Annotated in this window: 21 protein-coding genes and 1 tRNA gene; 7 read left to right on the top strand and 15 right to left on the bottom strand. The window is 59.6% G+C overall.

Going from position 1 to position 24,866, the window contains the following annotated elements:
* Positions 1–129: 129 nt before the first annotated feature.
* From HMPREF2845_RS00995 to HMPREF2845_RS00975, 5 genes are all read right to left on the bottom strand, one after another.
* Positions 130–750 (bottom strand): TetR/AcrR family transcriptional regulator, encoded by a 621-nt coding sequence (locus HMPREF2845_RS00995; protein WP_005504416.1) that lies wholly within the window; start codon positions 748–750, stop codon positions 130–132.
* A gap of 80 nt (positions 751–830) precedes the next feature.
* Positions 831–3,437 (bottom strand): YhgE/Pip domain-containing protein, encoded by a 2,607-nt coding sequence (locus HMPREF2845_RS00990; protein ID WP_070633668.1) that lies wholly within the window; start codon positions 3,435–3,437, stop codon positions 831–833.
* A gap of 2 nt (positions 3,438–3,439) precedes the next feature.
* Positions 3,440–4,090, bottom strand: coding sequence for a multidrug ABC transporter ATPase (locus HMPREF2845_RS00985; RefSeq protein WP_246824580.1), 651 nt, complete (start codon positions 4,088–4,090; stop codon positions 3,440–3,442).
* Between the two features lie 367 nt (positions 4,091–4,457).
* Positions 4,458–4,985, bottom strand: coding sequence for a nucleoside deaminase (locus HMPREF2845_RS00980; protein ID WP_070633666.1), 528 nt, complete (start codon positions 4,983–4,985; stop codon positions 4,458–4,460).
* A 41-nt stretch (positions 4,986–5,026) separates the two neighbouring features.
* Entirely contained in the window at positions 5,027–7,186 is a 2,160-nt protein-coding gene (locus HMPREF2845_RS00975) for a RecQ family ATP-dependent DNA helicase (protein ID WP_070633665.1), read from the bottom strand.
* 338 nt (positions 7,187–7,524) lie between these two features.
* Here HMPREF2845_RS00975 and HMPREF2845_RS00965 point away from each other — a divergent pair, with 338 nt between their 5' ends.
* Positions 7,525–8,181: a DedA family protein gene (locus HMPREF2845_RS00965; RefSeq protein ID WP_049352327.1), complete on the top strand. Its 657-nt coding sequence runs from the start codon at positions 7,525–7,527 to the stop codon at positions 8,179–8,181.
* 149 nt (positions 8,182–8,330) lie between these two features.
* Here the strand turns inward: HMPREF2845_RS00965 and HMPREF2845_RS00960 are convergent, their stop codons facing one another.
* From HMPREF2845_RS00960 to HMPREF2845_RS00920, 9 genes are all read right to left on the bottom strand, one after another.
* A complete protein-coding gene (locus HMPREF2845_RS00960) occupies positions 8,331–8,984 on the bottom strand; it encodes a hypothetical protein (RefSeq protein WP_070633664.1) in 654 nt (217 codons plus the stop codon).
* A 382-nt stretch (positions 8,985–9,366) separates the two neighbouring features.
* Complete coding sequence (locus HMPREF2845_RS00955; protein WP_141752938.1) at positions 9,367–9,897, bottom strand: hypothetical protein; 531 nt, start codon at positions 9,895–9,897, stop codon at positions 9,367–9,369.
* A 9-nt stretch (positions 9,898–9,906) separates the two neighbouring features.
* Positions 9,907–10,731, bottom strand: a complete 825-nt coding sequence (locus HMPREF2845_RS00950; RefSeq protein WP_070633662.1) for a multidrug ABC transporter permease — start codon at positions 10,729–10,731, stop codon at positions 9,907–9,909.
* A 93-nt stretch (positions 10,732–10,824) separates the two neighbouring features.
* The gene (locus tag HMPREF2845_RS00945; protein ID WP_246823149.1) at positions 10,825–12,321 is read right to left on the bottom strand and encodes an ABC transporter permease; all 1,497 of its coding nucleotides are present in this window, start codon (positions 12,319–12,321) and stop codon (positions 10,825–10,827) included.
* A 262-nt stretch (positions 12,322–12,583) separates the two neighbouring features.
* On the bottom strand, positions 12,584–13,177 hold the full coding sequence (locus tag HMPREF2845_RS00940) for a flagellar type III secretion system protein FlhB (protein ID WP_049349909.1): 594 nt from the start codon (positions 13,175–13,177) through the stop codon (positions 12,584–12,586).
* Between the two features lie 110 nt (positions 13,178–13,287).
* Positions 13,288–14,091 carry a hypothetical protein gene (locus HMPREF2845_RS00935; protein WP_049357394.1) on the bottom strand — a complete coding sequence of 268 codons (804 nt, stop codon included), beginning with the start codon at positions 14,089–14,091 and terminating at the stop codon, positions 13,288–13,290.
* A gap of 186 nt (positions 14,092–14,277) precedes the next feature.
* A complete protein-coding gene (locus HMPREF2845_RS00930) occupies positions 14,278–14,943 on the bottom strand; it encodes a hypothetical protein (RefSeq protein WP_044150051.1) in 666 nt (221 codons plus the stop codon).
* Between the two features lies 1 nt (position 14,944).
* Positions 14,945–15,454, bottom strand: coding sequence for an asparaginase domain-containing protein (locus tag HMPREF2845_RS00925; protein ID WP_083308717.1), 510 nt, complete (start codon positions 15,452–15,454; stop codon positions 14,945–14,947).
* 169 nt (positions 15,455–15,623) lie between these two features.
* Positions 15,624–15,696, bottom strand: a tRNA-Lys gene (locus HMPREF2845_RS00920).
* Positions 15,697–15,783: 87 nt separating this feature from the next.
* On the opposite strand from HMPREF2845_RS00920, the gene HMPREF2845_RS00915 reads away from it, so the two are divergent.
* The 6 genes from HMPREF2845_RS00915 to HMPREF2845_RS00890 all read left to right on the top strand — a co-directional run bounded on the left by HMPREF2845_RS00915 (position 15,784) and on the right by HMPREF2845_RS00890 (position 23,112).
* Positions 15,784–16,557 carry a hypothetical protein gene (locus tag HMPREF2845_RS00915; RefSeq protein ID WP_049340427.1) on the top strand — a complete coding sequence of 258 codons (774 nt, stop codon included), beginning with the start codon at positions 15,784–15,786 and terminating at the stop codon, positions 16,555–16,557.
* Positions 16,558–16,953: 396 nt separating this feature from the next.
* Positions 16,954–17,571, top strand: a complete 618-nt coding sequence (locus HMPREF2845_RS00910) for a hypothetical protein (RefSeq protein ID WP_005504391.1) — start codon at positions 16,954–16,956, stop codon at positions 17,569–17,571.
* Positions 17,571–18,605, top strand: coding sequence for an inorganic phosphate transporter (locus HMPREF2845_RS00905; RefSeq protein ID WP_049354018.1), 1,035 nt, complete (start codon positions 17,571–17,573; stop codon positions 18,603–18,605). Before HMPREF2845_RS00910 ends, HMPREF2845_RS00905 begins: the two co-directional genes overlap by 1 nt.
* 142 nt (positions 18,606–18,747) lie before the next feature.
* Complete coding sequence (locus tag HMPREF2845_RS00900) at positions 18,748–19,851, top strand: glycosyltransferase family 2 protein (protein ID WP_049354020.1); 1,104 nt, start codon at positions 18,748–18,750, stop codon at positions 19,849–19,851.
* Positions 19,852–19,854: 3 nt separating this feature from the next.
* The gene (locus HMPREF2845_RS00895; protein ID WP_070633659.1) at positions 19,855–21,612 is read left to right on the top strand and encodes a polysaccharide pyruvyl transferase family protein; all 1,758 of its coding nucleotides are present in this window, start codon (positions 19,855–19,857) and stop codon (positions 21,610–21,612) included.
* Between the two features lie 171 nt (positions 21,613–21,783).
* The gene (locus HMPREF2845_RS00890) at positions 21,784–23,112 is read left to right on the top strand and encodes an FUSC family protein (RefSeq protein WP_070633658.1); all 1,329 of its coding nucleotides are present in this window, start codon (positions 21,784–21,786) and stop codon (positions 23,110–23,112) included.
* A 116-nt stretch (positions 23,113–23,228) separates the two neighbouring features.
* Here HMPREF2845_RS00890 and radA read toward each other — a convergent pair whose 3' ends face one another.
* Positions 23,229–24,662, bottom strand: coding sequence for a DNA repair protein RadA (gene radA, locus HMPREF2845_RS00885; RefSeq protein WP_049354023.1), 1,434 nt, complete (start codon positions 24,660–24,662; stop codon positions 23,229–23,231).
* Positions 24,663–24,866 lie beyond the last annotated feature (204 nt).

Below are 24,866 nucleotides of genomic sequence, written 5' to 3'. Positions count from 1 at the left end.
CAACAGGAGAGCAAGAAAAACCACGTGCGGCAGCCGGGTGTCGTCCTCTTCACGGCCCCTTTTCACCGTGCCCTTTTCGACACCCGACACCGAAGTCCCGGCTACGTCTACAGACCCCAACAGGTCCGCCTAATGACGGATATACCCATCTACAACCAGCATGACAGCACGCGTTGCATCCTCAGCATTGCGCTCCGCCTGATGCACTTCACGATCCATAGCAAACATGTAAATCGCGCCGAACATAGAGATCGCAATCGCACGAGGATTCTGAGCGGTATCAACCGTATAGCGGCGAGCCACAGCCTCCGTCATCTCCTCCAAAAAATCCAGAAGATTCAGACGGTTATCGCTCATCGCCTCAGTCCAACCATCCGCACCCTTCCACGCCTCCGAAAGCCACATCCGAGTAAAACCCGGACGGTCCTCAAGATACTGGAACGCGGCGCGAACAGCACTCCGCAACGCCTCACGCGGATCAGAATGAACCGACGCCGCGCGACGCGCATCGCTCAGCAGCAACTGCGTGCCGTACTGAACCAGCTGATCCACCATGGTCTTCTTAGAACCGAAGTTGTAATACACGGTTCCCTTAGAAACACCCGCCCGGGCAGCCACCTCTTCAACGGTGGCGTACTCAAGCCCCTTTTCGGTCATGATTTCCATAGCAGCGTTGAACAACTTCAACTGAGTTCTACCTGTACGGCCGGGACGACGACTTGAAGCTTCAGCGACTGGGCGCTGCAACATCAGCAGTCCTCCCTCCCTTTTTGCAGATATATCTCTATTTTATTAGACAGTTTTCCCCCGGTGCGACTAAACAGGGTTTGTTACACCGTAATCTCCGGAGCCAGCTTCTTCAGCGACCACGTACGATCACGACGCGTGCCAATGTAACCCAACATCAGACCAGCCAGACCCCACAGAGTCAAAACCAGCATGATGCCCCACAGGCTCGACTCATTAATGCCATACGCCAAACGACGCGTACCCGCCACCGCATAACCCATCGGGAAGAAATCATGCATCCAACGAATCGACTCAGGCAAAGTCTCATACGGCATCGTGCCGCCCGCAGTAATCAGCTGCAGAATCAGAATGACCAAAGCAACAAGCTTGCCCGGCGCACCCAAAATCACCGTCAGACCGTGAATGAAGCCGGTAAAGACCAAAGCCACATAGCAGAGGAACAGCCACACCAGCCACGGATGAGCCATCTCAAAGCCCAAACCAAACTTAATCGCGGCAAACATCAAAGTCGCCTGAGCAATACCCACCAGGCCGAACGGCATCCAGCTACCGAGCATCACACGAATCGACGGAGCATGCGAAGCCAACGCACGGTTATTCATCACGCGCAACGTCTGAACCAGCATCAAGCCGCCAATCCACAACGCCAAGCACATGAAGAACGGGCCCATGCCCTCACCATAGTTACGGCCCGACGCCAAGGAATCATGCGACAAAGTCACCGGGTTCGACATCGTATCCGCAACCTTCGCCTGATCAGTCGGAGCAAGGCTCGGAACCTGCTTAACACCAGAAGCCAGGCCGCTCTCCAACGACGAAGTACCATCCTTCAACTCGGAAGCACCATCATTCAGCTGAGCAGAACCATCAGACAGCTTCGCCGTACCGTCAGAAAGCTGCGACGCACCATCCTTCAGCTCATTCGCGCCATCAGCCAACTTCTGCTGACCCTCAACCGCAGACTGCTCCTTCTGCGCCAAAGTACCGCTACCATCCTTCAGCTCGGCAGTACCGCTCTTCAAAGAATCGGTACCCTCCTTCAGCTCAGAAGCACCACCCGACAGAGTCGCAGAACCACTCGCAAGGCTCGAAGCACCCGAAGCAATCTTAGAATTACCATCAGCCAGGCTCGCCGAACCTGACGCCAACGAGGACGCGCCAGCATCCACACGAGCGGCGCCATCAGCTACCGACGAAGCGCCCTTGGCAAGCGAAGACGCACCGGAATCCAGCGAATCCACGCCAGCAACCAAAGTCTGAATCTTCACCGCAGTCGACGACGAACCATCAGAAATACAATGGCTCGACTTCAATGCGCTCAGCTTCGACAGGGCATCAGCAGCGGCAGCATCACGAGTAGCCAGGTGCGACTGCAGAGCCTTCTGATTCAGCTCAGCAACCTCATTCTTCGTCTCCTCAGAATCAACAGCAGCCACCAGCTGATCAGCCTGCTCCTGAGTCAACGTACCCGCTTCAACCAGCGGAGTCACCTGAGCACGCACCTTCTGCGCACTCGCAGACACCACAGTATTCGACAAGTCACGACCAAAATCACCACTACCAGCAGACGTATCCGTCTCATGCAAGCGCATGCACATCGCATTCAGCTCAGCCGGCAACTCACGAATACCCGCCTGATCCATGCCAGTACGCATCTGATGAATACCCGACGCCAAATCATTAGCGCCCTTCGCCACCGACGCAGAGCCATCCTTCAAGCTCGCAGTACCCTCAGCCAGAGTCGCCGAACCATCCTTCAGCTTCGACGCACCATCAGAAGCAGAAGCAGCCGCCGAAGCCAACGTCGACGAACCATCCTTCAAACCCGACGCACCATCGGCAAGCTTCGCCGCGCCAGAATCCAGCTTCGCCGCGCCAGAATCCAAAGTCGACACACCATCAGCAAGCTTCGCGGCACCCTCTGCCAACTGCTTCTGACCATCCAACAACTGGGACTGACCATCAGCCAGAGAAGAAGTACCATCCTTCAGCTTCACAGCACCATCATTCACCGTGGCGGTGCCATCCTTCAGCTGAGTGATAGCATCCGCCAGCTTCACCGTGCCGCTATTCACCTTCGACGCACCATCAGCAGCCTCACCCATCTTCGAATGAATAGTCGTGAAGCTAGCCAACAGCGAATTCGCCGTAGAATTACCGACCTTCTCAGCCACCGAATCACGCACCGCAGTGCCCGCCTTCGTGACAATATTCGTCAGCACATAGTTGTTCGCGTCATTCGTAATGACCTCAATACCCGCCGAACGCGCATCAATAGTGCCCGTCTTACCGTCAGCATCAGGCTTGAACGAACCGGCACTCTGCAAATTACGGGAGAAGTCCTTCGGAATCACCATCGCAAAGTCATAGGTGCCGTTCTCCACGCCCTCAACAGCCTCAGTGCGAGTCTGCACCTGACGCCAATCAAACGTGCCAGCGTCTAGAAGGTTCTTCTTCACGTCCGCACCGGTATTCACCTGCTGACCCTCAGAATCCGTCGCGCCTTCATCCTCAACCACCAGGGCACCCACAATGCCATTCACATGGCCGTAAGCATCCCAGTTGCCGTACAGGTACAGGGCGCCGTACAGCAGCGGAATACAGGACATCGCGATGAGCACCAGAACCGGCAAAACACCGCTGGTCAGGCGCTTAAGCTCAACAAGAGCCACACGCAGAACAGTCATTCTTACTCCTTCTCAGCGTTTTCGCCATGTTCGGGGGAATCATTGGAGGGTTCAATCTCGCCCTCAACAGGAGCCGGCACGTTTTCCTCAGGGACACGACCGACCACAGCACGCGCACCATGCCACGATTCAGAAATATGCGGAACAACAGCCACAACCGTGCGAGGGTGGTCCTCATCGGCGGCAAGCTCCTCCAGGTACGGAAGCCACATGTACGTGTGGTTCAGGTGTCGGGAAGGAGTATCGAAAACCAGCAGGTCAGAGGGGCTATGCTGAGCCAAAGCAGCCATCAGCTCAATATTCATCTCGCCACTAATCTCATCCATCCACAGGCTGTCCAGCTCCTCAAGACCGCGCTCGGCCAACCAGCGGCTCGCACGGGAACGACCAAAAATCGGCAGGTTATAGGAGAGCATCTCCGACACATAATCGTGCACGCGCATATGCTGCTCAGGAGCAGTCACATCAGGAGAGTCCACCACGCTGCTGAGAGCACGCAGACGCTTCATCGAAATACGGCGAGGCTCATCATCGCCTTCGCTCCAGCTAATCGTTCCGCCGGACAGGGGAAGGCGACCAGTCAGCGCCAACGCGAGAGAGGTACGCTCTAACTGGCTATCCGCCTGAACAATAATGACTTCACCCTCGCCCACTGAGAAGGTGGTGCGGTCAAAAAGCGGAGTGTGGCGCCCTTTCGCCCAAATATTGTCAACGCTTAACACGGTTATATCCCCTCAGAGAATGGATGGTTCGGGTGAGTTTCTGGGAGTCATCCGCGGGCACCGCGCGGGGTGTAGAACGTCAGGCGCGGGCAGGCGGAGGCTCCAATGCCTATATATGGTAGACCCGGTTATGTGTGATGTGGTGGGCTTTTCTTGAAAAACAGGGGTCATTTTTGAAATTTTTGAAGCATTTTTCAAATAAATCGGGTTTTTCGTACAAATAACACGAAAAGCCACGCAATCTCTGCGCGGCTTTTCGCGTTATACAAACCATCTTTAGGGGTGAGCCTAGGGGAGGTCAGGGGCGGCGTTCCTTAAAGAAGTCCACCATCAGCTGCGCGCATTCATCAGCACGCACCCCCGCATACACCTCGGGAACCGGAGCAACCCTGCCATCACGCAGTACATCGTAACGACTGCCAGTAGCCCCCGTCTTCTCCTCCCAGGCACCAAAAACCACCGTCGAAACGCGCGACGCCAGAATCGTGCCGGCACACATCAGGCACGGCTCAACCGTCACCACGAGCGTGCACCCGTCCAGGCGCCACTGACCACGATGCGCCGCCGCCTGACGAATTGCGTTCACCTCCGCATGGGCACTGGGGTCATGCTCCCGCTCACGGGTATTGCCCGCCGAACCAATAATGACACCCTGCTCATCCACCACCACAGCACCGATAGGGATCTCGCCACGCTCACCCGCGGCGGCACCCTCGGCGAGGGCGCGGACCATCCACTCGCCGTGTTCGGGGCGAGCGGGAATATCGCTGAGCACAGCGGAAGAACCGTCTGTGACCGTCAATTTTGAATATTCCGAATATGACATACAACCTCGTCAGGGGAATAAATAAACACTAATGGGCGCAACTAGTGGGTGGCAGCCAAAGAGAAAGGATACACCGCAGAAGCACCTGCCAGCCGCAGCTCACGCGCCACAACCGTAAACGCCCACCGCGAATCCACCACATCAGAAACCAGCAGAACAGGGCACCGATGCTCACGCACATAGTCCAGAACCTCTGCAGGCACCCGGTACGAGCGCAGCACATCCGCACAACGGAACGCGCTATTACCGCCAAAGAAACGCGGCTCCCCCACCAGAGACACCCAGCCCAAATCCACCAGACGACCCACCGACGCCAATCCCCTACCCAGGGACTGAGCCAAACGAGGACGCACCGGCGAAGGCAGAGTCAACACCGCCACCGGACGACCCGCCTCAGACCACTCCCAAGCGGCAAGCACCTTCACGCAAGCACGACCCAGCTCGGCAGGGACCTCAGAATCAACCGGCTCACCCAGCTCATTCGTCGCCAGAAACTCACGCAGACGAGTACCGTACCCCATGTCGCTCAGACGCGCCAAAGCGTAACCGGATTCAGCCTGCTCATCCTTAGACAAACGACCGCGCGGCGCATCCGCACCCATCAGCTGATCCAGCCCGCTCGGCCACATACGGCGCGGTTGCAGGGGCACACCCACCGTATTGAAGCTACTCTGCGCCGCCTGCTGCGCCTCAGCAGGAACTTCAACCGGGTACCAGGGACCCGCACACACATCGCAACGACCACAAGCAGTCGCGGAAGCATCATCAAGCTGCTGAGCCAGGAAAAGCATACGACACTGACTAGTGCGTTCATACTCGAGCATAGCGTTCTGCTCCAGCACACGCGCCTGCGCCACCGCCGCGTAACGGGCACTATCGTACTGCCACGGCGAAGAGGTTCGACGCCAATAGTTGCCTTCCTTCACGGCGGCACCCTCAACATCCAGCACCTTCAGCAGAAGCTCCAGGGTGGAGCGGCGCAACTGAACGCGCGCCTCCAACGCGGTAATGCTCAACCCCTCCGGGGACTGGGCGAGGGTATCCAGCACCGCCAACGCCTGCTCCTCGTTAGGCATGGAGGCTGTCGCAAAATACTCCCAAATGGCGCGGTCTTCACGACCGGGCAGGAGCAGAACATCAGCGTTGACGGCGCCTCGTCCGGCGCGGCCAATCTGCTGGTAGTAGCTCACCGCAGACGACGGCGCGCCCAGGTGCACGACAAAACCCAAATCAGGCTTATCAAAACCCATACCGAGGGCACTTGTCGCGACAAGAGCCTTCACCCGGTTTTCCTTGAGTGCCTGCTCTGCAACCAGCCGCTCATCCGGATCAGTTTTGCCGGTGTAGGCGAGCACTTCGTAGCCGCTGGCACGCAGAGCATTTGCGGTATCTTCTGCCGCAGAGACAGTCAACGTGTAGATAATGCCCGAACCGGGCAGGCTGTTCAGGTGCGTAAGCAGCCAACCGATGCGTTGCGCCTCATCAGGCAGGGTCAGAACACCCAGGCGCAGGGACTCGCGGGACAGCGGACCGCGTAGCACATGCACGGGTGCGGTGGTATCAGTGCTGAGCTGTTCGGCAATATCGCGGCTAACGCGGTCATTCGCGGTCGCGGTAGTCGCCAGCACCGGCACACCCACCGGCAGAGACTTAATGAGCGAACCAATACGGCGGTAATCGGGGCGGAAGTCATGGCCCCAGTCAGAAATACAGTGCGCCTCATCAATGACGAGCAGGCCCAGGCGCGGCAGCAGGTACGGTAGCCACTGCTCGCGGAACGCCGGGTTATTGAGGCGTTCGGGGCCCACCAGGAGCACGTCGAGCTCGTTAGCTTCAAGGTGGGTGCGGATTTCATCCCATTCGGTGACGTTCGCGGAGTTCACCATGGCGGCACGCACTCCCGCGCGGGATGCCGCCTCAACCTGATCACGCATGAGGGAAAGCAGCGGGGAGACGATAAGAGCCGGGCCCATACCGCGGGCACGCAACAGCAGGGAAGAAATAAAGTAGACCGCAGACTTACCCCAGCCGGTACGCTGCACGACGAGGGTGCGGGCGCGGTCGGCTACGAGGGCGCGAATCGCCTCATACTGGCCGTCGTGGAACTCGGCATTAGTGACGCCGGTGAGGCAGCGCAACACTTCACGGGCTTCAGCATGCAGGAGATCGGCGGGGCTGGACGCTGGCTGTTCGGGGTTCATGGTTCTCTCCAACGGTGGATGGTTGGGTCAATCGCTACGCCGCGACGCGCCGTGCTCTCTTTCCATCATGTCACACCCCGGTATCGCCCGGCTCTGCGGATAGTCATTTCTTGAGGAAGCGTGCGAGCGCCGCGTCACCTCCGGCTGTTTAGCCGCGATGGTGGGGAGATTTACGCCTCGCTCACCCGTGCGTCCGGCGTAAATGCCGGTAGAATTGTGCCAGTAATACACAGCCTCCGCATAGTTTTGCACAATGTTCACCATAGGTACACTTTCTATGCTGGTGTTATTCCGCCGCCGATCCGTGCGTGCGGTCCACTCACAGTTCAGGATTTTTCATGACTTTTCTTGCCATCGCTTTGGCGCATCTTCCGGTTGCGCTCTTGGGCCTCGACCTTGAGCAGTTCCTGCTCGATACCGGCCCCTGGGTTCTGGTTGTTTCGGCAATTATCGTATTTATTGAGTCCGGTGTTCTTTTCCCGGTTCTTCCGGGTGACTCCCTGATTTTTGCTCTGGGTATGCTTCATGAGCAGATGGGCCTGTCCCTGTGGGTTGCTTTCCCGGTCCTGGTGCTGGTTGCTATTGCTGGCGCTGAGGTTGGCTACCAGATTGGTGCCCGTTACGGCCGTAAGATCTTCAAGGATGACGCGAAGATTCTGAGCACTAAGAACCTGCACACTACTGAGGAATTCTTCCAGAAGCGCGGTAGCTTGGCTCTGGTTCTGGGTCGTTTCGTGCCGATTGTTCGTACTTTTGTGTCTCTTGCGGCTGGTATTTCTTCGTATGACCGTAAGAAGTTCCACCTGTGGAATGTTGTTGGCGCGGTTGCGTGGATTGGTTCGATTGGTCTGGCGGGTGTGCTGCTGGGCGGTATTCCGTTCGTGCACAACAACATTGAGTACATTGCTGTGATTATTGTGGCGGTTTCTGTGGTGCCGGTTATTATCGAGTACCTGCGTGGCCGTTCGAAGGCGAAGCAGGAATCTGCTGAGTAATACGTGAGTCCTTCTCGGCTGCTGAGCCGGGAATGAGAAAGGGTGGGGATACCGTCTGGTATCCCCACCTTTTTGCGTTCTCTCAAACCCGGTGGAGGTGATGCCCCGGAAGCCAGCTACGCCTCCGCGGGGTTACTACCTCCGCGGGGTTACTTTAGGCCCATGCGTCGCAGGTCTCCACGCATTTGGATGTATCGCCCCACCTGCGGCTGGCAGAGAAGAACAATAATCACGATGCGGCTGATAAAATCAAAGGCGAGCTTCGCGCACAAGACTTCAAGGGTCATAAACGGGCCAAAGAACAACACCCTAAGCATTTGCGAATTGTATCCATTGTCAAAGAAAACGTGGGCACAGAGACCTACATACACAATATCCAGGATCATGCGTAACGCGCCCTCGATAATAATCACCACTCGCGCCCACTCATAACCCTCATTGAGGTACCAGGCAGAGACTGCTCCAAGGACAATGGGGAGAACCATCGTAAGCCCCATCGTCATACCTGCAAACATGTAAGCGCCCGTAAATTCTAGACCCACAAGAGGCTGTAGAGGGTATGTGGACATGTACAGCACCAAGAATAGGGATACAGCCCAGATGGCAATGGGGCGCGACGGAAGATTGATAGCACGCTGAGTGCCTGGCGCGCTGTGTACGGGGTGGACACCAGCAGGAACCAGAAACTGAGGCGTCACTGCGGCGGGTGCCGCAAAGTTCAGTGCCGGAAAGTTCGATGCTGCGGCGCTAGGCTGAGGTGCCAGCGTGCCCGCGGAGGCACCGGAAGTATTGTTCAACATCATCGTTCTTTCTCTCGTATGCTCGCACTATGGTGCGTAAGTCGGTGATTATTGCCCTTGTTTGGGTAGATTTACGTGAAATCTACCCAAAAGGGTTATTTGATGTAGTTAGCTGAGAGAATAATACTTTTTCAGTATAGGGTAAGCTCTTCGAGGCTAGTAGGGTTTTTATGGGATGACTGGAACCTTTTAGGCAACTCAAAGGGTTTTACCAGCTAGAAGATTGTGATGTTTAACGCGAAAGGGTGGGGATACCATTTGGTATCCCCACCCTTTCACCTTTAGAAGTCCGACGGAAGAGGCGCAGAAATTTGCCACCCGCAGCAGGCTCTGTTTGATGCCCGCGCATCGGACTCTATCACAGCCTTCTCACACCGACAGGCCTTTAGTATGAGCCAGCCGCGTACGTGTACCGGCGCATACCTGGAGTGAACAGCAATACCGCTATCACCGCATGGCAGACGGTAGGCAGATTCACCAGCACAAGGACAAAAATGAAGTGCGCCAGCTCGGCACCGCTCAGCGCCTGCACATCAACAGAGTTGAAGAGTATGACGGAACCAAAAATAGAAAAAAGACCGCCCAGCGCACCGAGAACACTCAAAATAATACTGACGATACGCGCCCAATTACGCCTCAACCAGAGGAACAGAAGAGCAATAAGAGTCACCGCATCCAACAGGATAATTTTGACCAGTGCAGGGATCGTTACTTGCACCAGCGCCTCTGAATTCATGGAGGTGTGGTTCCGCTCCAAAGCACTCACAGTAGACTGGGTTGCCCCAATCAGAATAACCAGCACAGTAAGCACCGTTACCCATATCAGCGCAGCGGGGCGGCCGTTAGAATGCGGCTGATACGGCTGGTTTTGCTGGTAGTGCGGGGCTAGCCCCGGAGATCCGTATTCTGACATCATTGTTCCTTTCTATGTTCCCCATCCCGCGCTACGGTGCGGGGGTCGAGGGGTGTTCTCCCCTGATGAGGTGCGTTCGCCGTCCTCATCATCAGCGAAAAGCTCTCGAAGTTCCGCCGGGACCTGACCGGCAGCCTGTCTCGTCTCAGACATCATCTGCTGGTGTTCTAGCGCACGTGCCCCGCTAACGATTTGTGTGTACGCCCTAATAGGAGCACGAGTCAGCAGCACAATCATCAGGAGGTAAAGAACGAGAGTAAAAACGCCGCTCACGATACGCACCAGGCTGGACGCCGCAGCCGCTCTAGAGCTCAACCCCGAGAAATTATCCGCAAGAATAAGCACACCGCTAGCAGCCGCGAGAGCGCAGTAGATGATGGTAAGAATGCGCGCCCACTCGCGGCCATCCCAGATCTTCCAGAGAACAAAAATCGGGATGGCGGAGATGATGAGGGTAACCACCAGGGCAGAGAAGAAAACACTCACCACCATCTCAAAATCGATATACGACCAGCTTAGAATCGGCAGAAAATTACTCAGGGGCCCCAGCACGATAATGGCGGCAGCGCACCACATGACGCTGCGCATAGCCTTCGGGCGCTCCGGAATTACCTGCTCGGAGGCGGCAGTGTAGCCAGCGGTCGCCTCCCGGTAGCCGGGAGTGGTTTGCTTGGGGGTGCTGGCGTGCTCGGGGGCGCTGCCGCCGGGTGCGTTGTCCTCTGCCGCGCCACTCTCCACCGTGCTATTTTCAGCCTCGTCGGAGGGCAACAGCACGCTGTACTCGGGAACCGTGTACTCCGGATCGTTTAGCGGTTGCTTTGGGGTACGTTCTGACATCGTTGTTCCTTTCTTCTCTTCGCACCCCCGCCCCGCACGCTATAGCGCAGGGCGGGTGGCAAAGAGTCTCCCCATGGGGAGGGGCTTCCCGCCCTAGTTGAGGCGGTAGCCTTCCTCGGTGTACACGGAAGTATCCTTATAGCCACGCTGTTCGTTGCGGGAGTTCCTCCTCGCATCCGTGCGGCGGGTCGTCTTGTACTGTTGCGCGGCCGCTTCTTCAGCGCGTCGGTTAGCTTCCTTCTCTTCCCTGCGTGTCTGTTCTTCTTCCAGGTGAGTACGCGTTTCTGCATCCTGATGCGCAACAATCCAACCGTCACCGGCGTTCACCTGTTCACGTGCTTCTATCCATGCCAACCTCGCGGTAGCCATAAACGACCTGGTGGGACGGCTCATGAGCAGCACGACTATCAGCAGGTAGAAGGCCGTAAGAAAAGCTCCCATAATGTCACTCACCACGATGGAAACTACGTAGTCTCGGGGCCTTGAAGTCAACGACTCATCCGCCAGCCTGGAGAAATAATCAGCCGAGATGAAAGATTGCAAACTCATCGCCCCGATAAAAACCACAAAAGCACTACCGAAGAGGGTGAGGAAGTACGCCCATCTACGGCCCTTCCACAGTCGACGGAGGACGAAAATCGGTATGAGAGAGAAGATGAAGGTAGCAAATATGCCTGAAATGATGATGCCCGGCATATTTTCCATAACGCGGTCTGGCACTTCGTTATGGATAGATACATAGATACGTTGGATTGCGGACAGAATAATAATGGCTGTAGCGAGCCACATGACGCCGCGCAGCGTCTTCGGGCGGGGCGGGAGCACCACCTGAGGGGCGGCAGGCGCGGTGGAGGCGGCGGTCGCCTCCGCACCCTCGTGCGCTTCCTGTTGGGGCTTAGCCGACCCGCCAGACGTGCCTCCGAAGTTAGGCTTTACACCCGTCTTCTGGGCGCGCTGAATCTGCTGTATCTCAGCCAGCAGGCGGTTCTTCTCCACCGGATCATTCGAGAGCGCATAATCGGCAGAAAGCTCACGCAACAGCTGCTCGGTAGAGTCCTTGACCGGGCCTTCTTCCTTCTCAAGCTGACGAAGAACATCCTCACGGGTCGGCTCTTCCTCATCATCCGCCATGCTGTCCTTGATGATCTGCATCTGCTCCCGAATCGCCGCGGGGCTCGGGACCACGCCCACAGCCGGGCGAGTCAGCAAAAACAGGAGAACGGCGCTACCCGCCGTAATCACCCCGACCAGAGCCTGCGACACCATAGACGAGGCAGCGGCAGGATGCGACACCGGATCCAGTGCGGTAAACGCAGGGAAAAGCACCTGAGCCAGACCAAAGACACCCGCAAAAGAGAGCACACCGCTCAAGGAACACAGCAGAAGGTACAGCATCAGCAGGCGGCGCGGATTAACGTACCCTGACTTGGTATAGTCCAGAACGAACCAGAGGAACGGCACCACCAAGACAGCGTCAGACAGAACCTTCGGCAGGGCATAGCTAAGGAACGAGCCGATGTTCACACTCCGGCCCGCGGTAACGATAATCTGGTACGCATCCAGGAGGAAATACACCAGGATGAGAGTCATACTGATGGAATAGGCTTTACCAAGAAGCTCCAGTCCCCGGTTAAATTCCTGTTCCCTATCGCCAACTATGCCAAGGTTTCTTTTCGCCTCTTCAAACGCCGCCCGCTCATCATATGTGCGCTTAGCAGCGCCGGGGGTAGTCTGCGATGTGGATTCGTGCGCAGGTTCGGAAGTAGGGTGCACGAGTCATCCTAACTGTGGTTGGGTGAATAAAGTTATCGGTGAGCCGCAGGTCCGGGACCCGCAGCCAGAATCTGCAAGGCTAAATCAGGTAGTCCTCGCTGCGGCGCAGGCGCCAATCACGGCGCGCTTCCATGTACGAACGCGACTGACGCGACCACACCAACGCCAACGCGACCACACACACCAGCATGTACGGTGCAGCAATATATACCGGCGTGTACAGCGGGGAGGCGCTACTGAGCAGCAGCTCAACATCCTGGCTCGGCGCACCATTCAACGTACCCAGAAGAGCCGCGACTGCCAGCATAATCAGCAGGGATGCCAACACACCCAGCGCCAACGCCACCGACAGCACCAGCGCCGCCCAACGGTAACCACGCAGGTACGCCACAGTGCAGAAACCGTGCAACGTCACGTTACCGAAGGCGCTGACCAGCAAAAACATCACCGGATAGTACGCCTGCGCCTCCACCAGCGACTGGGCGCGCCAAGTCGAAAAATGCGACAGCTGCGTCGTCGCATACGTGACACCCGTGTACCCAATCAGCACCAGCCAACCCACGGCAATAGCGAGCAGAACCCAACCCGCCACAGACACGAGAGTGGGGGTGGCAGGCTTCGTAGGATGCGTGGTGTTCGGAGCGGATGGCGGAGAGGACTCGACGGCGGACATAGCTGAATCTTTCGAATGTCGGCTGATAGTGTGTGTGGAAGATGTATGAGCGAGTGTGTGGTGTGTGGGTGGCGGCGCGGCGTTCATCTACCGCGCCGCCTCAAAAAACTTTAGGCAGAAGTGGACGGGTCAACCGTCGCAGAAATACTTTCAGGTAGCAACGGAGAATCTGCCCGGTTCGCCATCGCAATTCGCAAGTTGTTGAAGCGGTAAATGGTCAGCAACGATAAACCGACCTCGCTCAACCAGACCAAGCCCAAGACAACAAGTATCAGCAGGGGGTCAAGCCCCATCGAAACCCCAGCCCAGTCGAGCATCAGCAGCAGGAACGTAATCGGTGAAAGCACCAGCCCCACCGCAACAAACCCAATCAGGGAGCAGATAGCCCAAACGCTATACACGGAGGCGTCCGCCGAATCACGCGGAGGGCGCATCAGCGGCCACATCTGAACCACCAAGTAAAGCGCCGCAACAAACCCAAAGCAAATCGCCAACGGCTGCGTGTACTGAGAGATAATGAGGCCTTCAACCAGGGTCAAAATACACAGAATAACCGCGCGGACCAGCAGGTTCTTCTTGAGCTTCTGCTTGCGCTCCTTCACCTCGTCAGCGGTGTAGGTGCGCAGAAAAGCGGGCAACTGACCCTGCCCCGGGAACGGCGGTAGAGGACCCGTCGGATGCGTACGCACCACAATCGGAGGGTTCGTACCATCCTGAATGATGACGGTAGAAGTCGCCGAAATAACCGGATGCGAGCCAGTCACCACAGGCGGCGCGTTCAGCGGAACGGATACCTCCGGCGTAGCAGGAGTCACGTGACGGATAGGCGCCTGAAAGCGGGTCTGCATACTGATATCTTCATCCGGGTGTTCTGCGGATGAAGCGGCATCTGTGTTCAGGTGTGTAGCGCCCATGAGTGGCCTCCTGGCAGGTGCGGGTCGTGTTTCTGTCTCTACCGTATCACGCGTACTTTAAGGGAATCTGAGCAGTAGCTGGGCGTCGCGGGGAGCGTGTCACACCGCCGCTTATCGCCTCGTTATCACCCCGTCGGAGGCGCGGATACGCGGGGTAGAATCCCCGCCCGCCGGGGCGCGTTAGCCCTACTCCGCTACCTGCGAAGCCTCCGCGTTCGGGTCCTCTGCATGCTGCTGTTCTGCGTTCCGCTGTTCTTCCTCTTGCTTCTTCTGCGTCAGACGCAAGCTCCTACGAACCGCCAAACTATAGAACAGCGAGAACAGAACCTCCAACGCGAACGACGCCATGACCGTCAGCAAGCTCACCGTGTAGAACACGCCCACACGGTCCAGCAGCGTCTGCGGACCCTGCACCGTCACAAGCGCATAGGCAAAGAACGCCGTCATAATCGCCGCCGCGACCCCGGACGCTGCATTCGCCAGCAACACCAACTTCACCGAACGGTTCGCCCGGTAAATCATGGCAACCCACATATGCATCACCAGATAGACCAGCGGCACCGCACCAATCGGGAAAAGCGTGACGCGAATGAAGTAATAAACAGTAATCAGCGAGGGTACGACCAGCAGCAGCACACGCACCAGGTACAGGTTTTTAGCCGGTAGCGGGTAATCACTGGTGACATTCCAGAACTCATCAGCCTGCTGCTCCAGCTCATCCATAGCCTGCAGCTGCATAAGCTGCGCCTGCGACATATGCTCCTGCGGCACAAGATCCGAGGAGCCCTCAACCGGCGCAAGCTCAGCGGCAGAAACCGGTTCACCCCGCCGCATACGAGCGGAATCAGCCATCTTAGCCCTCAAAAATGCCGCGCGAACGGTCCTTACGCACGCTCTCAGCAGGGAAAATACGACCGCTCATGCTGATGTACACACCCGGCTCCAGCAGGTTCAGGGCGGCAATAGCGGCACCCAGGTTGAAACCGGCATCCGAACGAGCCATCACGGCGGGCTGCATCGCACCGGTCAGCACCACGACCTTATTGCCCAGGTCGGCGTGCTCCAGCAGGTAGCGGGCGGTCTCCGGCATGGTGTCGGTGCCGTGGGTGATGAGTACCTGGTCGTTAGTGACAGCGTTCAGCACCTCGGTCAGCTCGGCACGATCCTCATCGGTCATGTCCAGGCTGTCCTTGCCAATCAGCGGGCGAATATCAAAACGGATATCGGTAATCACGCGGTCCAGCAGGTCCTTAGCGGCAGGCTCACCAATATCCATGGTGCCCGCCACCGAATAGAACTTATCGATCGTGCCGCCAGTGGCAAGAATCGTGATCTCTTCGGGGTTCTTAATGGTGACGCTCACGGGTTTCCTCATCTTTTCGGGTCAACGTACACAAATCAAAAACTGCCAGGCCAACCCGGCAGGACACGCCCCACCACACGGAATCAACACGGGGTAAAACCCCGCACACGAGGGTGAAGACGCAAAAACCCGCCGACCCCCGCAAAGCGGGAGGCGACGGGTCGGCTAGTGCGCCCTGTGGGGCTCGAACCCACGACCTGCGGATTAAAAGTCCGTAGCTCTACCGACTGAGCTAAAGGCGCTCCTATCCACACAAAACTGAAAGTGTGCAGATAGAAATACTATACACTACCGGCCCCCAGCCAATGAACGGTACACTGGGAAATCCTATGTCTACACCCGCATCATCAACCGGCGCCTCCGGACGCGCACGACACCGTACCCACCACCGCCCCGTCCTCTACTCCGCCGAGAAATTTGAACGCCACGAAGGCGGCATGGACCCCGCCGCACGCGAAGAGGCGGCGCACGCCTCCGCACGCATCCTGCTGATGCGCGGACGCGGCACCGACGAACAGATGACCGAACGGCTCGTCAGCTTCACCGACGACTACGGTATTGAGATGCTCGCCGAACTCTGGTCGCACGCGAGCGCCCACTCCCTGCCGGGTGCGCTGTGGCGCATGTACTGGCTGCGGGACGTGGTGCATCGTTCGCCGCGCGGGGTGAGCCGCGCTTTTGAGCTGGGCATGGCGGAGGATTACCGTTCGCACGTGGTGGCGGGTGTTCCCGACCCGCCGAGTGCCGACGAGGTGGTCCGCACGATTGATGAGATCCTGGCGGGCCTGTACACCGGCGATATGGACATTGCGATGGAACGTTGCGCCGCGTTTGCGCACGTGGTGGCGTTGGGTATCCGCACCGATTATGCGCGCTCTGCCGGGCAGGATGGTGCGGTTCCGGGCAGCCACGAGGTGAAGCGTGAGGCGGTGGAGCGTCGTGCTCGTCTGCCGCGTCAGGCTCAGCAGATGGAGCAGATCGCGCACGATTTGGAGGCGGTCGCCGCCCAGCTACGCGCCGTTGAGGCTAGTCAGCAGGTTAATGGGGGCTCGGGGGCTGGTTCTGCGCAGGAAAAATCGCAGACCAACATCGAAGCATTCTAGTCTTCTACAACGTTGCGGGGCGCAAAAATACGGGTTCGTGCCGCGAATTGGCACAGGTTCCACATTGGGCCGCAAAGGCCTGAAAAGCCTGTTTCCGATTGACTCTGCGCCGGGTTCGGGTGGATAATAATTACAAGATGTCGGGTTGCTAATAGGTAGCCCCGGGCTCCAAATCTTTAGCCGCTTCGAGCGGCCTTCCGCCGAGAGGCGCTCCCAACCCGACATCCCTAAACGTTCCGGTGGGGGTCGAGAAATCGACCCCCACCGTTTTTTGCTTAAAACCCCGTCTAGAAGCCGCCGTCAGCCCGACGCAGTTGTGTCTGAAGCTCGAGCGCTCATGAGATACGCGCGGGCTATGCGCACCCGCACCACCCAATACTGGTTAGACTGGGAACTATGCTGCACCGACTTTTCCCCCACGCCAACGAATCCCTCGCCTCCCTCGCTGAAATTTCAGCGCAGGTCGGTGAGGCCGCTGCGTTGCTCTCAGAAATGGTCGGCTCCCCCGTCGCGGAGTACCCCGAACTCTTCGAACGCATGCTCACCCACGAGGCGGACTCCACGAACCTGCTGTTCCGCACCCTCACCGAGGTGCGCAGCTCCTTCTCCCCGCCGATTCCGCGTGAAGACCTGTACACGCTGGCACGCAAGCTCACCAACGCTGTTGAGAAGCTCACCAGCGCCGCGCACGTGCTGTCCCTGCACAGCATTGACGGCTTCGCCACGCACATCACCTCAATCCTGGACATCATTCAGCGTCAGGCGGTGCTGACCGCCGCCGTCATCCCCAAGCTTGCTGATATTCGCGGCCTCGACAACTACTGGATGGACATGCTGCGCATCTCCCGCCAGGCGCTACGCACCGCCGAAGAGTACGACGCGTACATTGCCGAACGCTACACCCCCGAACGGTACCGCCGCTACGCCACCTTCCTGGCGCAGCTGACCGCCGCCTCCAACGCTATGCGTGATGTGTCTGCCGAGATCGGCCGCATTATCGTTCAGGAATCCTAATGTTCCTGGGTCTTCTAGCCTGCTGCGCCTTCATTGCCGCGGTCTACGTTACCGGTGTGCACGACGCCTCCAACTCCGTCGCTGTTCCGGTGCGTACCCGCGCCCTTGGCGAACGCTCCGCCCTGTACCTTGCCGCGCTCTTCAACGTGCTCGGTGTAATCGGTGCGTTTCTGCTGCTCGGTGAGTATTCCGCCTCGTGGGTGAGTGCCCCGGAAGGCACCACCGGCCTGAACGGCATCATTGCGGCGCTACTCGTCTGCGCTATTTGGGGTGTGCTCACCTGGTTTCTGCGGTTGCCGTCCTCCTCGACTCACGCACTGGTCGGTGCCCTCGCCGGCGTGAGCTGGTGGACCCAGACGAGGAGTGACAGCGCCGCTGAAGGCTTTGGTTCTCTCGCCTTCCTGCCGCATATTTTTGGGGCGACCCTGCTGCCGCTCTTTTACCTGCCGCCGCTCATTTTTCTGCTGTCCTGGCTGATGGTGGTGCCGTTCTACCGGCTGGTGGTCGGCCACAACCCGCGCCTGGTGAATCAGCATGCCCGCGAGGTGCTGGCGGTGTCTGCCTCCGCAATTTCGCTGCTACACGGCTTGCAGACCGGCTACCTGTACCTGCTGCTGTGGGCGCTACTGAGCGAACGCATCATGGATCCGGCGCTGATTCAGTCCCTCACCTGGGGCGGGATGCTGCTGGGCACCATCATTATTGCCCTCAGCCTGGGTGCCGGTACGCTGACCGGTGGCCGCCGCATCGGCTACACCTTCGCCTACAAGATGGTGCGCCTGGACCCGTTCCGTGGCGCGGTCGCCCAGGGTACGACCGCGGTGGTGCAGGTGCTCGGCTACTTCCTGCTGCAGGTGCCGTTCTCCTCATCGCACCTGGCGACTGCATCGGCGCTCGGCGCGGGCGTGAACCAGCGTTTTAACGCGTTGAAATCCAGGATTGTTCTGCAGATTCTTCTGGTGTGGCTGGTAACCATTCCGGCGTGCTTTGTGCTCGGTGTGCTGGCGATGGTGGCGCTACAGTCCATCAGCTAGTTTTTAGGGGCGGCTCGTGCCCCTGTGTGCACGCTGTTGCGGGTTAGCCGGGCGGTGGGTTGAGTCTGAACAGTGCACACCTTCATAATGGGTTGAGTTCCTGGGCTGGCACGGGCCCATTCACCCTCGACTGATTGTGGTTATGTCTTCCCCTACCGTAGCTATTCTGGTCCGCACGAAGGGCCGCCCCCGCTTCTTGAGCCGCGCGCTGGAGAATATTGCGCAGCAGACCTTCACCGACTACACGGTCTGCGTGATTAACGACGGAGGCGACGAACAGGCAACCCGCGCCGTCATTGAGGCTTCTCCGCTGGGTTCTAACGCGCAGGATTCCAGCCGCGTACAGTTGCTGACCACCGCCGGCGGCAACATGGAGGCGGCATCCAACGCCGGTTTGGCGGCGACCACCTCCAAGTACGTGGCGATTCACGATGACGACGACCTGTGGGCACCCAAGTTCCTGGAGCGCACCGTCGCGGCGCTGGAAGAGAGCGGCGCGCTCATGTGCACCACCCGCGTTGTGGAGCGGTACGAACGTGAGAACGCCGACGGCGAGTTCGAGGTGTACGAGGAGCGTATTTTCCACGACGGCCTGCCCGGCATGGGTTTGCAGTTCCTGTTCCGCACGAACCGTGCCGTGCCGATTGGTATTCTCTACCGCCGCAGCCTGCACGAGCTGGTCGGTTTTTATGACGAGTCCCTGCCGGTGGTCGGCGACTGGGAGTTCAACATGCGTGCCGCCTCTGTTGCGGATATTCTGCTGGTGGATGAGCCGCTGGCGTACTGGTCGCTGCGCCCCGACGCGGAGGGTGCCGAGGCGAATAGCGTGAAGCGTCAGGCTGATCATGCCCGCTTCGATTCGTTGGTGCGCGCCCGCGCTATCCGCGAGGATTTGCAGGCGGGTGCCCGACCGGGTGCGTACCTGTATCAGGCACATTTGGCGGCTGACCTGGAGCGCCGCGTGATTGACGGGCACAATCTGACCCGCGAATCCCTAGATATTCTGCGCTCTATTGAGAGCCGCCTGGAACGTATCGAGGCCCGTCAGCAGTCTATTGAGAACCGCCAGCAGGCTATTGAGGAGCGTCTGCGGGTTCTCAAGCACCTGCGCACCCCGGGCCGCGCGTTGCGTTCCTTGGCGAAGCGTTCCCTCAGCCAGCGTTCCCTGGTTCGTCGCGGTGCTGAGGTTGAGTCGGCAGAGGCTGGTTCGGCTGAGGCTGAGTCGGCAGATCAGAAGGGCGCATAAGGCGTGACAGAGAACAATCATTCTTCTACAGCACTGCCCGTTACTGAAGCACCGCGTGTGCTCGTCATTGGCGATATCGGCCAGCACACCTACCACGTGGGCGACGAAGCCATGACCATTGCGAGCGCGGAGGCGCTTTCCGAAGGCGGCGCGGCGGTCACCCTCATGACCCGCGATGTGGGCCATTCGGCGCGCTATATTGGCGCGGCGGTACATCATGAGGCGGCACAGCATGAGGCGGGCGCACCCTACGAGTACCTGCCGTTTTTCCTCTTCCCCTGGGCGCCGGCTGAACGCGAGCTGACCCTCGCGGCGCTCGAGTGCATCCTGGCGCAGCTGCACGCCGACCGGGAACGCCCCTCCGTTACCGAGCTGGTGGCGTTGCCGCAGGTTCGAGCGCTGCCGGAGGTGCTGCATCCGCTGGCGCAGACCGTTGAGCGCATGGTGGAGTTCGCTGACGCTATCGCTGCCATGGACGCGGTCGTGGTCTCCGGCGGCGGCAACCTCAACTCCCGCTTCGGTTGGCTCCTCTACGAGCGTGCCGCCGCGGTGCGTGCCGCCGAGCATGCGGGCGTGCCCGTGTACGTGACCGGTCAATCCCTGGGCCCGGTCCTCAACCCCGAAGACGCACAGGTTCTGGAGCGTATGCTGCGCACCGCCCGTTCGGTGACGGTGCGCGAACGTTCTTCCCTCGCTTGGTGCCGTGAGCGGGGTATTGACGCGCGCCTGAGCGTGGATGACGCCACCGACTACCCGGTGGCTTCCCCGGCGCGTACCCTGCACTATGCGGAGGGCGTTTCCGCAGGTCAGGCACTGGATGAGCTGCCCGAACGCTACGTGTGCGTGACCGTCAACGAGTGCACCGAACAGCAGGCGCAGCAGATCGCGCGTCTGCTCGATAGCATGTGGCGCGAGCACGGCTACGCCCTCGTGTTCCTGAGCCATTTTGGCGACCCACAGAACCCCGAAAGCGGCGATATTCAGGTGCATCAGCGCATCGCTGAGCAGCTCAGCCCCTCCACTCCGGCAACCCTGCTGCCGATTCTGCACACCGACCAGAGCGTCACCGTGCACCGTGGCGCGGCGTTCACGCTGACCAGCCGCTACCACCCGGCGGTGTTCTCTGCGGCGGCGGGTATTCCCGTGCTCGCCCTCGTGCCAGATGCCTTCACGCAGATGCGCGTGGGCGGCGCCCTGAACCTGTACGGGCTGGGCGAGTTCACCCTGCCGCTGGGCATGCTCGCCGGTGGCGTTCCCGAGCTGATGGTTGCCGCCGCTCTACGACATGCGGCGGTGGCATCGGATGTACGTCGCACCGAACTGCTGGAGGCTCTGCGAGCCGAGCGTGCCTACCTGCTTGCGCAGATTTTTGCCTCCGGTGCAGAAACTCGCGGCAATGCAGAAACTCTCGGCGGTTCAGAAGCCCCCGCGCCTTTCCCTGCCGCAGAGCAAACCTTGGCTCTCCCCGAGCCGCTTGGTGCAACCGTCCGCGCCGCACGCGATCTCTTTACCGAAACCTCCCTCACCGCGGGTTTCGAGTGGGCGATGTCTGACCGGGCACACTCCTGGGATGCTGAGCACCGCCGGCAGCTTGAATGTGCCCGCGCAATCGGCGGCGGGTACAGCGCGCGCGGTGTTCACGGGGCACACGGCGCCGAAGAAACGCATCCTGTCACCGTCGAGCCTGAGTCATCTTCTGAAGCGCCCGCCGAGACGAAGCCGGGCCTGCTGGCGAGGGTGGCGCGCCGCCTCCGCGGCTAGGTTGCATAACGGGGGCCAGGCTGCGTAACGGAGCTAGAGCAGCGGTTTTGGAGCTAGGTTTCCGCGAAAAACGCGGCTTCGGAGCGGGTATAGGGCGGGTACGGGGCGCGGGGTCTCTCACACTTGCACCCAACACTCCCCTACCCCCTTGTACAGAGCACACGCGCCGGTATGATGGTGCTCATGGCACGCTTCGCAGAGATTCTACGCACTACTGAACAGAACACCCGGCAGTTCGTCCATGAGGGTATTCACCGAGTCCGGGCTGACTTCTTTCAGTCTGTGCAGATTGTTGCGGCGTCTATGGGCGCTTGGCTTTTCGCTGAGCACATCCTGGGCCACCAGGAACCCATTTTCGCGCCGGTTGCCGCCCTCGTATCTCTCGGCTATGTAAGCGGTGCTAAGCATTCCCGCCGAATCCTTGAGGTCTCCTTCGGCGTGACCCTCGGCATTCTCATTGGCGACCTTCTGCTGATTCTGCTCGGTCACGGCACCTGGCAGGCGGCAGTGGTGCTTTTCTTGACCGTGATTATTGCCCGATTTATTGATAAGGGCATTATTTTTACGATTCAGCTCAGCTTCCAGGCCTGTTTCACGTTGCTACTGCCCGTACCTGACGATGCGTTCACCCGCAGTTTCGACGGTATCGTTGGTGGCGCCTTTGCGTTCCTCGCCATGTACCTGATGCCGCGCGACCCGCGTAAGAACCCGCGTGCCCGCGCGCAGGCTCTCATGGATGCGTTCGCGAAGGTTTTCCAGCTCTCCTCCGAGGCAATCCGCTACTACGATTACAACAAGGCGTACCAGAGCCTGCTCGATGCGCGCGCCCTGCAGCCGCTCTACGATGCATGCCGCGGTGACCTGATTACCGCGCAGGGCATGAGCGAGCTGTCCTGGAATAGCCGCAAGAGCAAGGGCGAGCTGGCGCGCATGGCGAAGACCCTCGCCGCGGTGGATTTGGCGATTCGTAACGACCGCGTGCTCAACCGCCGCATGGCGTCCACGATTCACCACGTGCAGTTGCGTACTGCCGCACAGCTTTCGCTCAGTGACGCGCTGACCGAGCTGTCGTTGGCGGCGCAAAGCCTCGGCCTGGGCATGTCTGCACCGACCGAAGGCGAACGCGAGCACTACATGATGGCGGCACGCGAGCGCATGATTAAGCTTGCCGGCACCCTCGAGCCGCGCACCATGGGTGTGGCAACTTTTGAGGGCGAGTCGCTGGTGCTGATGCTCCGTCTGATTGTGGTCGACTTTTTGGAGGCGACCGGCATGTCCCACAAGGACGCCGTGGCGGTTCTCGTGCCCCTCGGCGAGGCGGTCACGAAGCACGCACCGCGCACCTCGGCAATCCCGATTGTGGACGCTGACATGGACGATTCCACGGTGGTTGATGACGTGACCGATAGCGCGGTGAACACCCACCGCACGAACAAGCTCAACACCCGCTCGATCAACATTATGTTGCACGAGAACGAGGAGGAGAGCCGCTCCTCCTAACTAGGCTCTAGCGGGCTTCTATCGGGGTCAGTGGCAACCATCAAGGACACAACGGAGGGGGCTCCCGGCGGCATTCACGCCAGCCGGGAGTCCCCTTTGCTGTGTCTTTAGGTGTTTTACTTCTGCGGGAAGAGCAGCGCGAGCGCCTCACCCAGGGTGGTTACCTCACGCACGGTCACGCCCTCGGGCACGTCCCCCACGCCGGTCGGGGAGGCGGGCACCAGCACGTGTGTGAAGCCCAGACGGCCCACCTCCGCGATGCGCTGGCGGATGCCCGGAACGGCGCGCACCTCACCCGCCAGACCGACCTCGCCAAAGACCGCGAGCTTGCGCGGTAGCGGCTTATTTTGAGCTGCCGAGGCGAGCGCCATGACGCACGCCAGGTCGGCGGCGGGCTCGGCAATTTTTGCACCGCCCACCGTGGAGACGTAGCAGTCGAGCTTGCCCACGTTCAGCCCGGCGCGGCGCTGCAGCACCGCCAACAGCATCTGGATACGCGCCGAATCCAGACCGGAAACGGTGCGGCGAGGGGCGGGTGCCACCGCCTGATCCAGCAGCGCCTGAACCTCGGCGAGCAGGGGGCGGCGGCCCTCCATCGTGACGGTCACGCAGGTGCCAGCCACCGGGTGCGGGGTGCTCGAAACAAACATGCCGGAGGGGTCCAGCACGGGTGCGATGCCGTCCTCGTGCATGTCAAAGCAGCCCACCTCGTCGGTGGGTCCGAAGCGGTTCTTAATCGCGCGCAGCATGCGGATATTCGAGTGCTTATCGCCCTCGAACTGGCAGACCACGTCCACCAGGTGCTCGAGCAGGCGCGGGCCCGCGATGGTGCCTTCCTTAGTCACGTGGCCCACGAGCAGGGTGCACATATTGCGTTCCTTAGCCGCGGCAATCACGGAGGCGGCAACCTCACGCACCTGGGTCACGCCGCCGGCGCTACCCTCAACTTCCGCGGAGGCGAGGGTCTGCACCGAGTCAATGACCAGCAGGGAGGGGTTGACCTGCTCAATATGCGCCAGGGCGGTGCCGAGGTCGGTTTCGCTGGTCAGGTAGAGGGTGTCCGCGATGGCGCCGATGCGGTCGGCGCGGAGTTTGACCTGCGCGGCGGATTCCTCGCCGGTGATGTACAGGACCGGGCGCGGCGGCTGGGGTGCGATATTCTGCGCCCCCTGCTGTCCCGCAATCCCGGCGGTGCCGCGCGCGAAGGTGGCGGCGACATCCAGCAGCAGGGTGGATTTGCCCACGCCGGGTTCGCCCGCCATGAGGATGACCGCGCCGGGTACGAGTCCGCCGCCGAGCACGCGATCAAATTCGGGGTTTCCGGTGCTCATGTAGGCGGCTACGCGCGAGTCGACTTCTGCAATGGGCTGGGCGGGTTTCTGCACGCTGGATGCGGCGCGGGTACGCGCGCGGGTGCCCCCGGCGGCTTCTTCAACGGTGCCCCAGGTTTGGCATTCGCCGCAGCGGCCTACCCATTTGGCGGTGGTCCAGCCGCATTCGGTGCAGCGGTAGGCGGGTGCGGTTTTGGTGTTTTTCGTGCGCGCGGTCATGGGTCTATTTTAGGGTCTGGGGCGATATGGCGCGCGGTGTTTGGTCACGGCGAAATGGGGTGCCACAGAACGCATTTTTACTCTTAAACGCAGATAGTTTAGCCCGGTGCACTCCCGTATAAATATCGAGAATATCCGTTCGTTTTTGAGGCACTTTAGCCCGCCGTTCCGCCCCTGACCTGGCTCAATAACCACCCTTACGGG

The organism is Rothia sp. HMSC065B04 (assembly GCF_001812285.1).
In the GTDB taxonomy this organism is placed as follows: Bacteria; Actinomycetota; Actinomycetes; order Actinomycetales; family Micrococcaceae; genus Rothia; species Rothia mucilaginosa.
This window is presented reverse-complemented; position numbering and strand designations above follow the sequence as displayed.

Bases quoted from the DNA above. Each gene is read 5' to 3' on its own strand.
- HMPREF2845_RS00960 (WP_070633664.1), bottom strand. From the start codon at position 8,984: ATGATGTTGAACAATACTTCCGGTGCCTCCGCGGGCACGCTGGCACCT.
- HMPREF2845_RS00995 (WP_005504416.1), bottom strand. From the start codon at position 750: ATGTTGCAGCGCCCAGTCGCTGAAGCTTCAAGTCGTCGTCCCGGCCGT.
- HMPREF2845_RS00910 (WP_005504391.1), top strand. From the start codon at position 16,954: ATGCTGCACCGACTTTTCCCCCACGCCAACGAATCCCTCGCCTCCCTC.
- HMPREF2845_RS00975 (WP_070633665.1), bottom strand. From the start codon at position 7,186: ATGAACCCCGAACAGCCAGCGTCCAGCCCCGCCGATCTCCTGCATGCT.
- HMPREF2845_RS00945 (WP_246823149.1), bottom strand. From the start codon at position 12,321: ATGACTCTCATCCTGGTGTATTTCCTCCTGGATGCGTACCAGATTATC.
- HMPREF2845_RS00900 (WP_049354020.1), top strand. From the start codon at position 18,748: ATGTCTTCCCCTACCGTAGCTATTCTGGTCCGCACGAAGGGCCGCCCC.
- HMPREF2845_RS00955 (WP_141752938.1), bottom strand. From the start codon at position 9,897: ATGATGTCAGAATACGGATCTCCGGGGCTAGCCCCGCACTACCAGCAA.
- HMPREF2845_RS00980 (WP_070633666.1), bottom strand. From the start codon at position 4,985: ATGTCATATTCGGAATATTCAAAATTGACGGTCACAGACGGTTCTTCC.
- HMPREF2845_RS00950 (WP_070633662.1), bottom strand. From the start codon at position 10,731: ATGTCAGAACGTACCCCAAAGCAACCGCTAAACGATCCGGAGTACACG.
- HMPREF2845_RS00965 (WP_049352327.1), top strand. From the start codon at position 7,525: ATGACTTTTCTTGCCATCGCTTTGGCGCATCTTCCGGTTGCGCTCTTG.
- HMPREF2845_RS00930 (WP_044150051.1), bottom strand. From the start codon at position 14,943: ATGGCTGATTCCGCTCGTATGCGGCGGGGTGAACCGGTTTCTGCCGCT.
- HMPREF2845_RS00890 (WP_070633658.1), top strand. From the start codon at position 21,784: ATGATGGTGCTCATGGCACGCTTCGCAGAGATTCTACGCACTACTGAA.
- radA (WP_049354023.1), bottom strand. From the start codon at position 24,662: ATGACCGCGCGCACGAAAAACACCAAAACCGCACCCGCCTACCGCTGC.
- HMPREF2845_RS00905 (WP_049354018.1), top strand. From the start codon at position 17,571: ATGTTCCTGGGTCTTCTAGCCTGCTGCGCCTTCATTGCCGCGGTCTAC.
- HMPREF2845_RS00940 (WP_049349909.1), bottom strand. From the start codon at position 13,177: ATGTCCGCCGTCGAGTCCTCTCCGCCATCCGCTCCGAACACCACGCAT.
- HMPREF2845_RS00915 (WP_049340427.1), top strand. From the start codon at position 15,784: ATGTCTACACCCGCATCATCAACCGGCGCCTCCGGACGCGCACGACAC.
- HMPREF2845_RS00935 (WP_049357394.1), bottom strand. From the start codon at position 14,091: ATGGGCGCTACACACCTGAACACAGATGCCGCTTCATCCGCAGAACAC.
- HMPREF2845_RS00990 (WP_070633668.1), bottom strand. From the start codon at position 3,437: ATGACTGTTCTGCGTGTGGCTCTTGTTGAGCTTAAGCGCCTGACCAGC.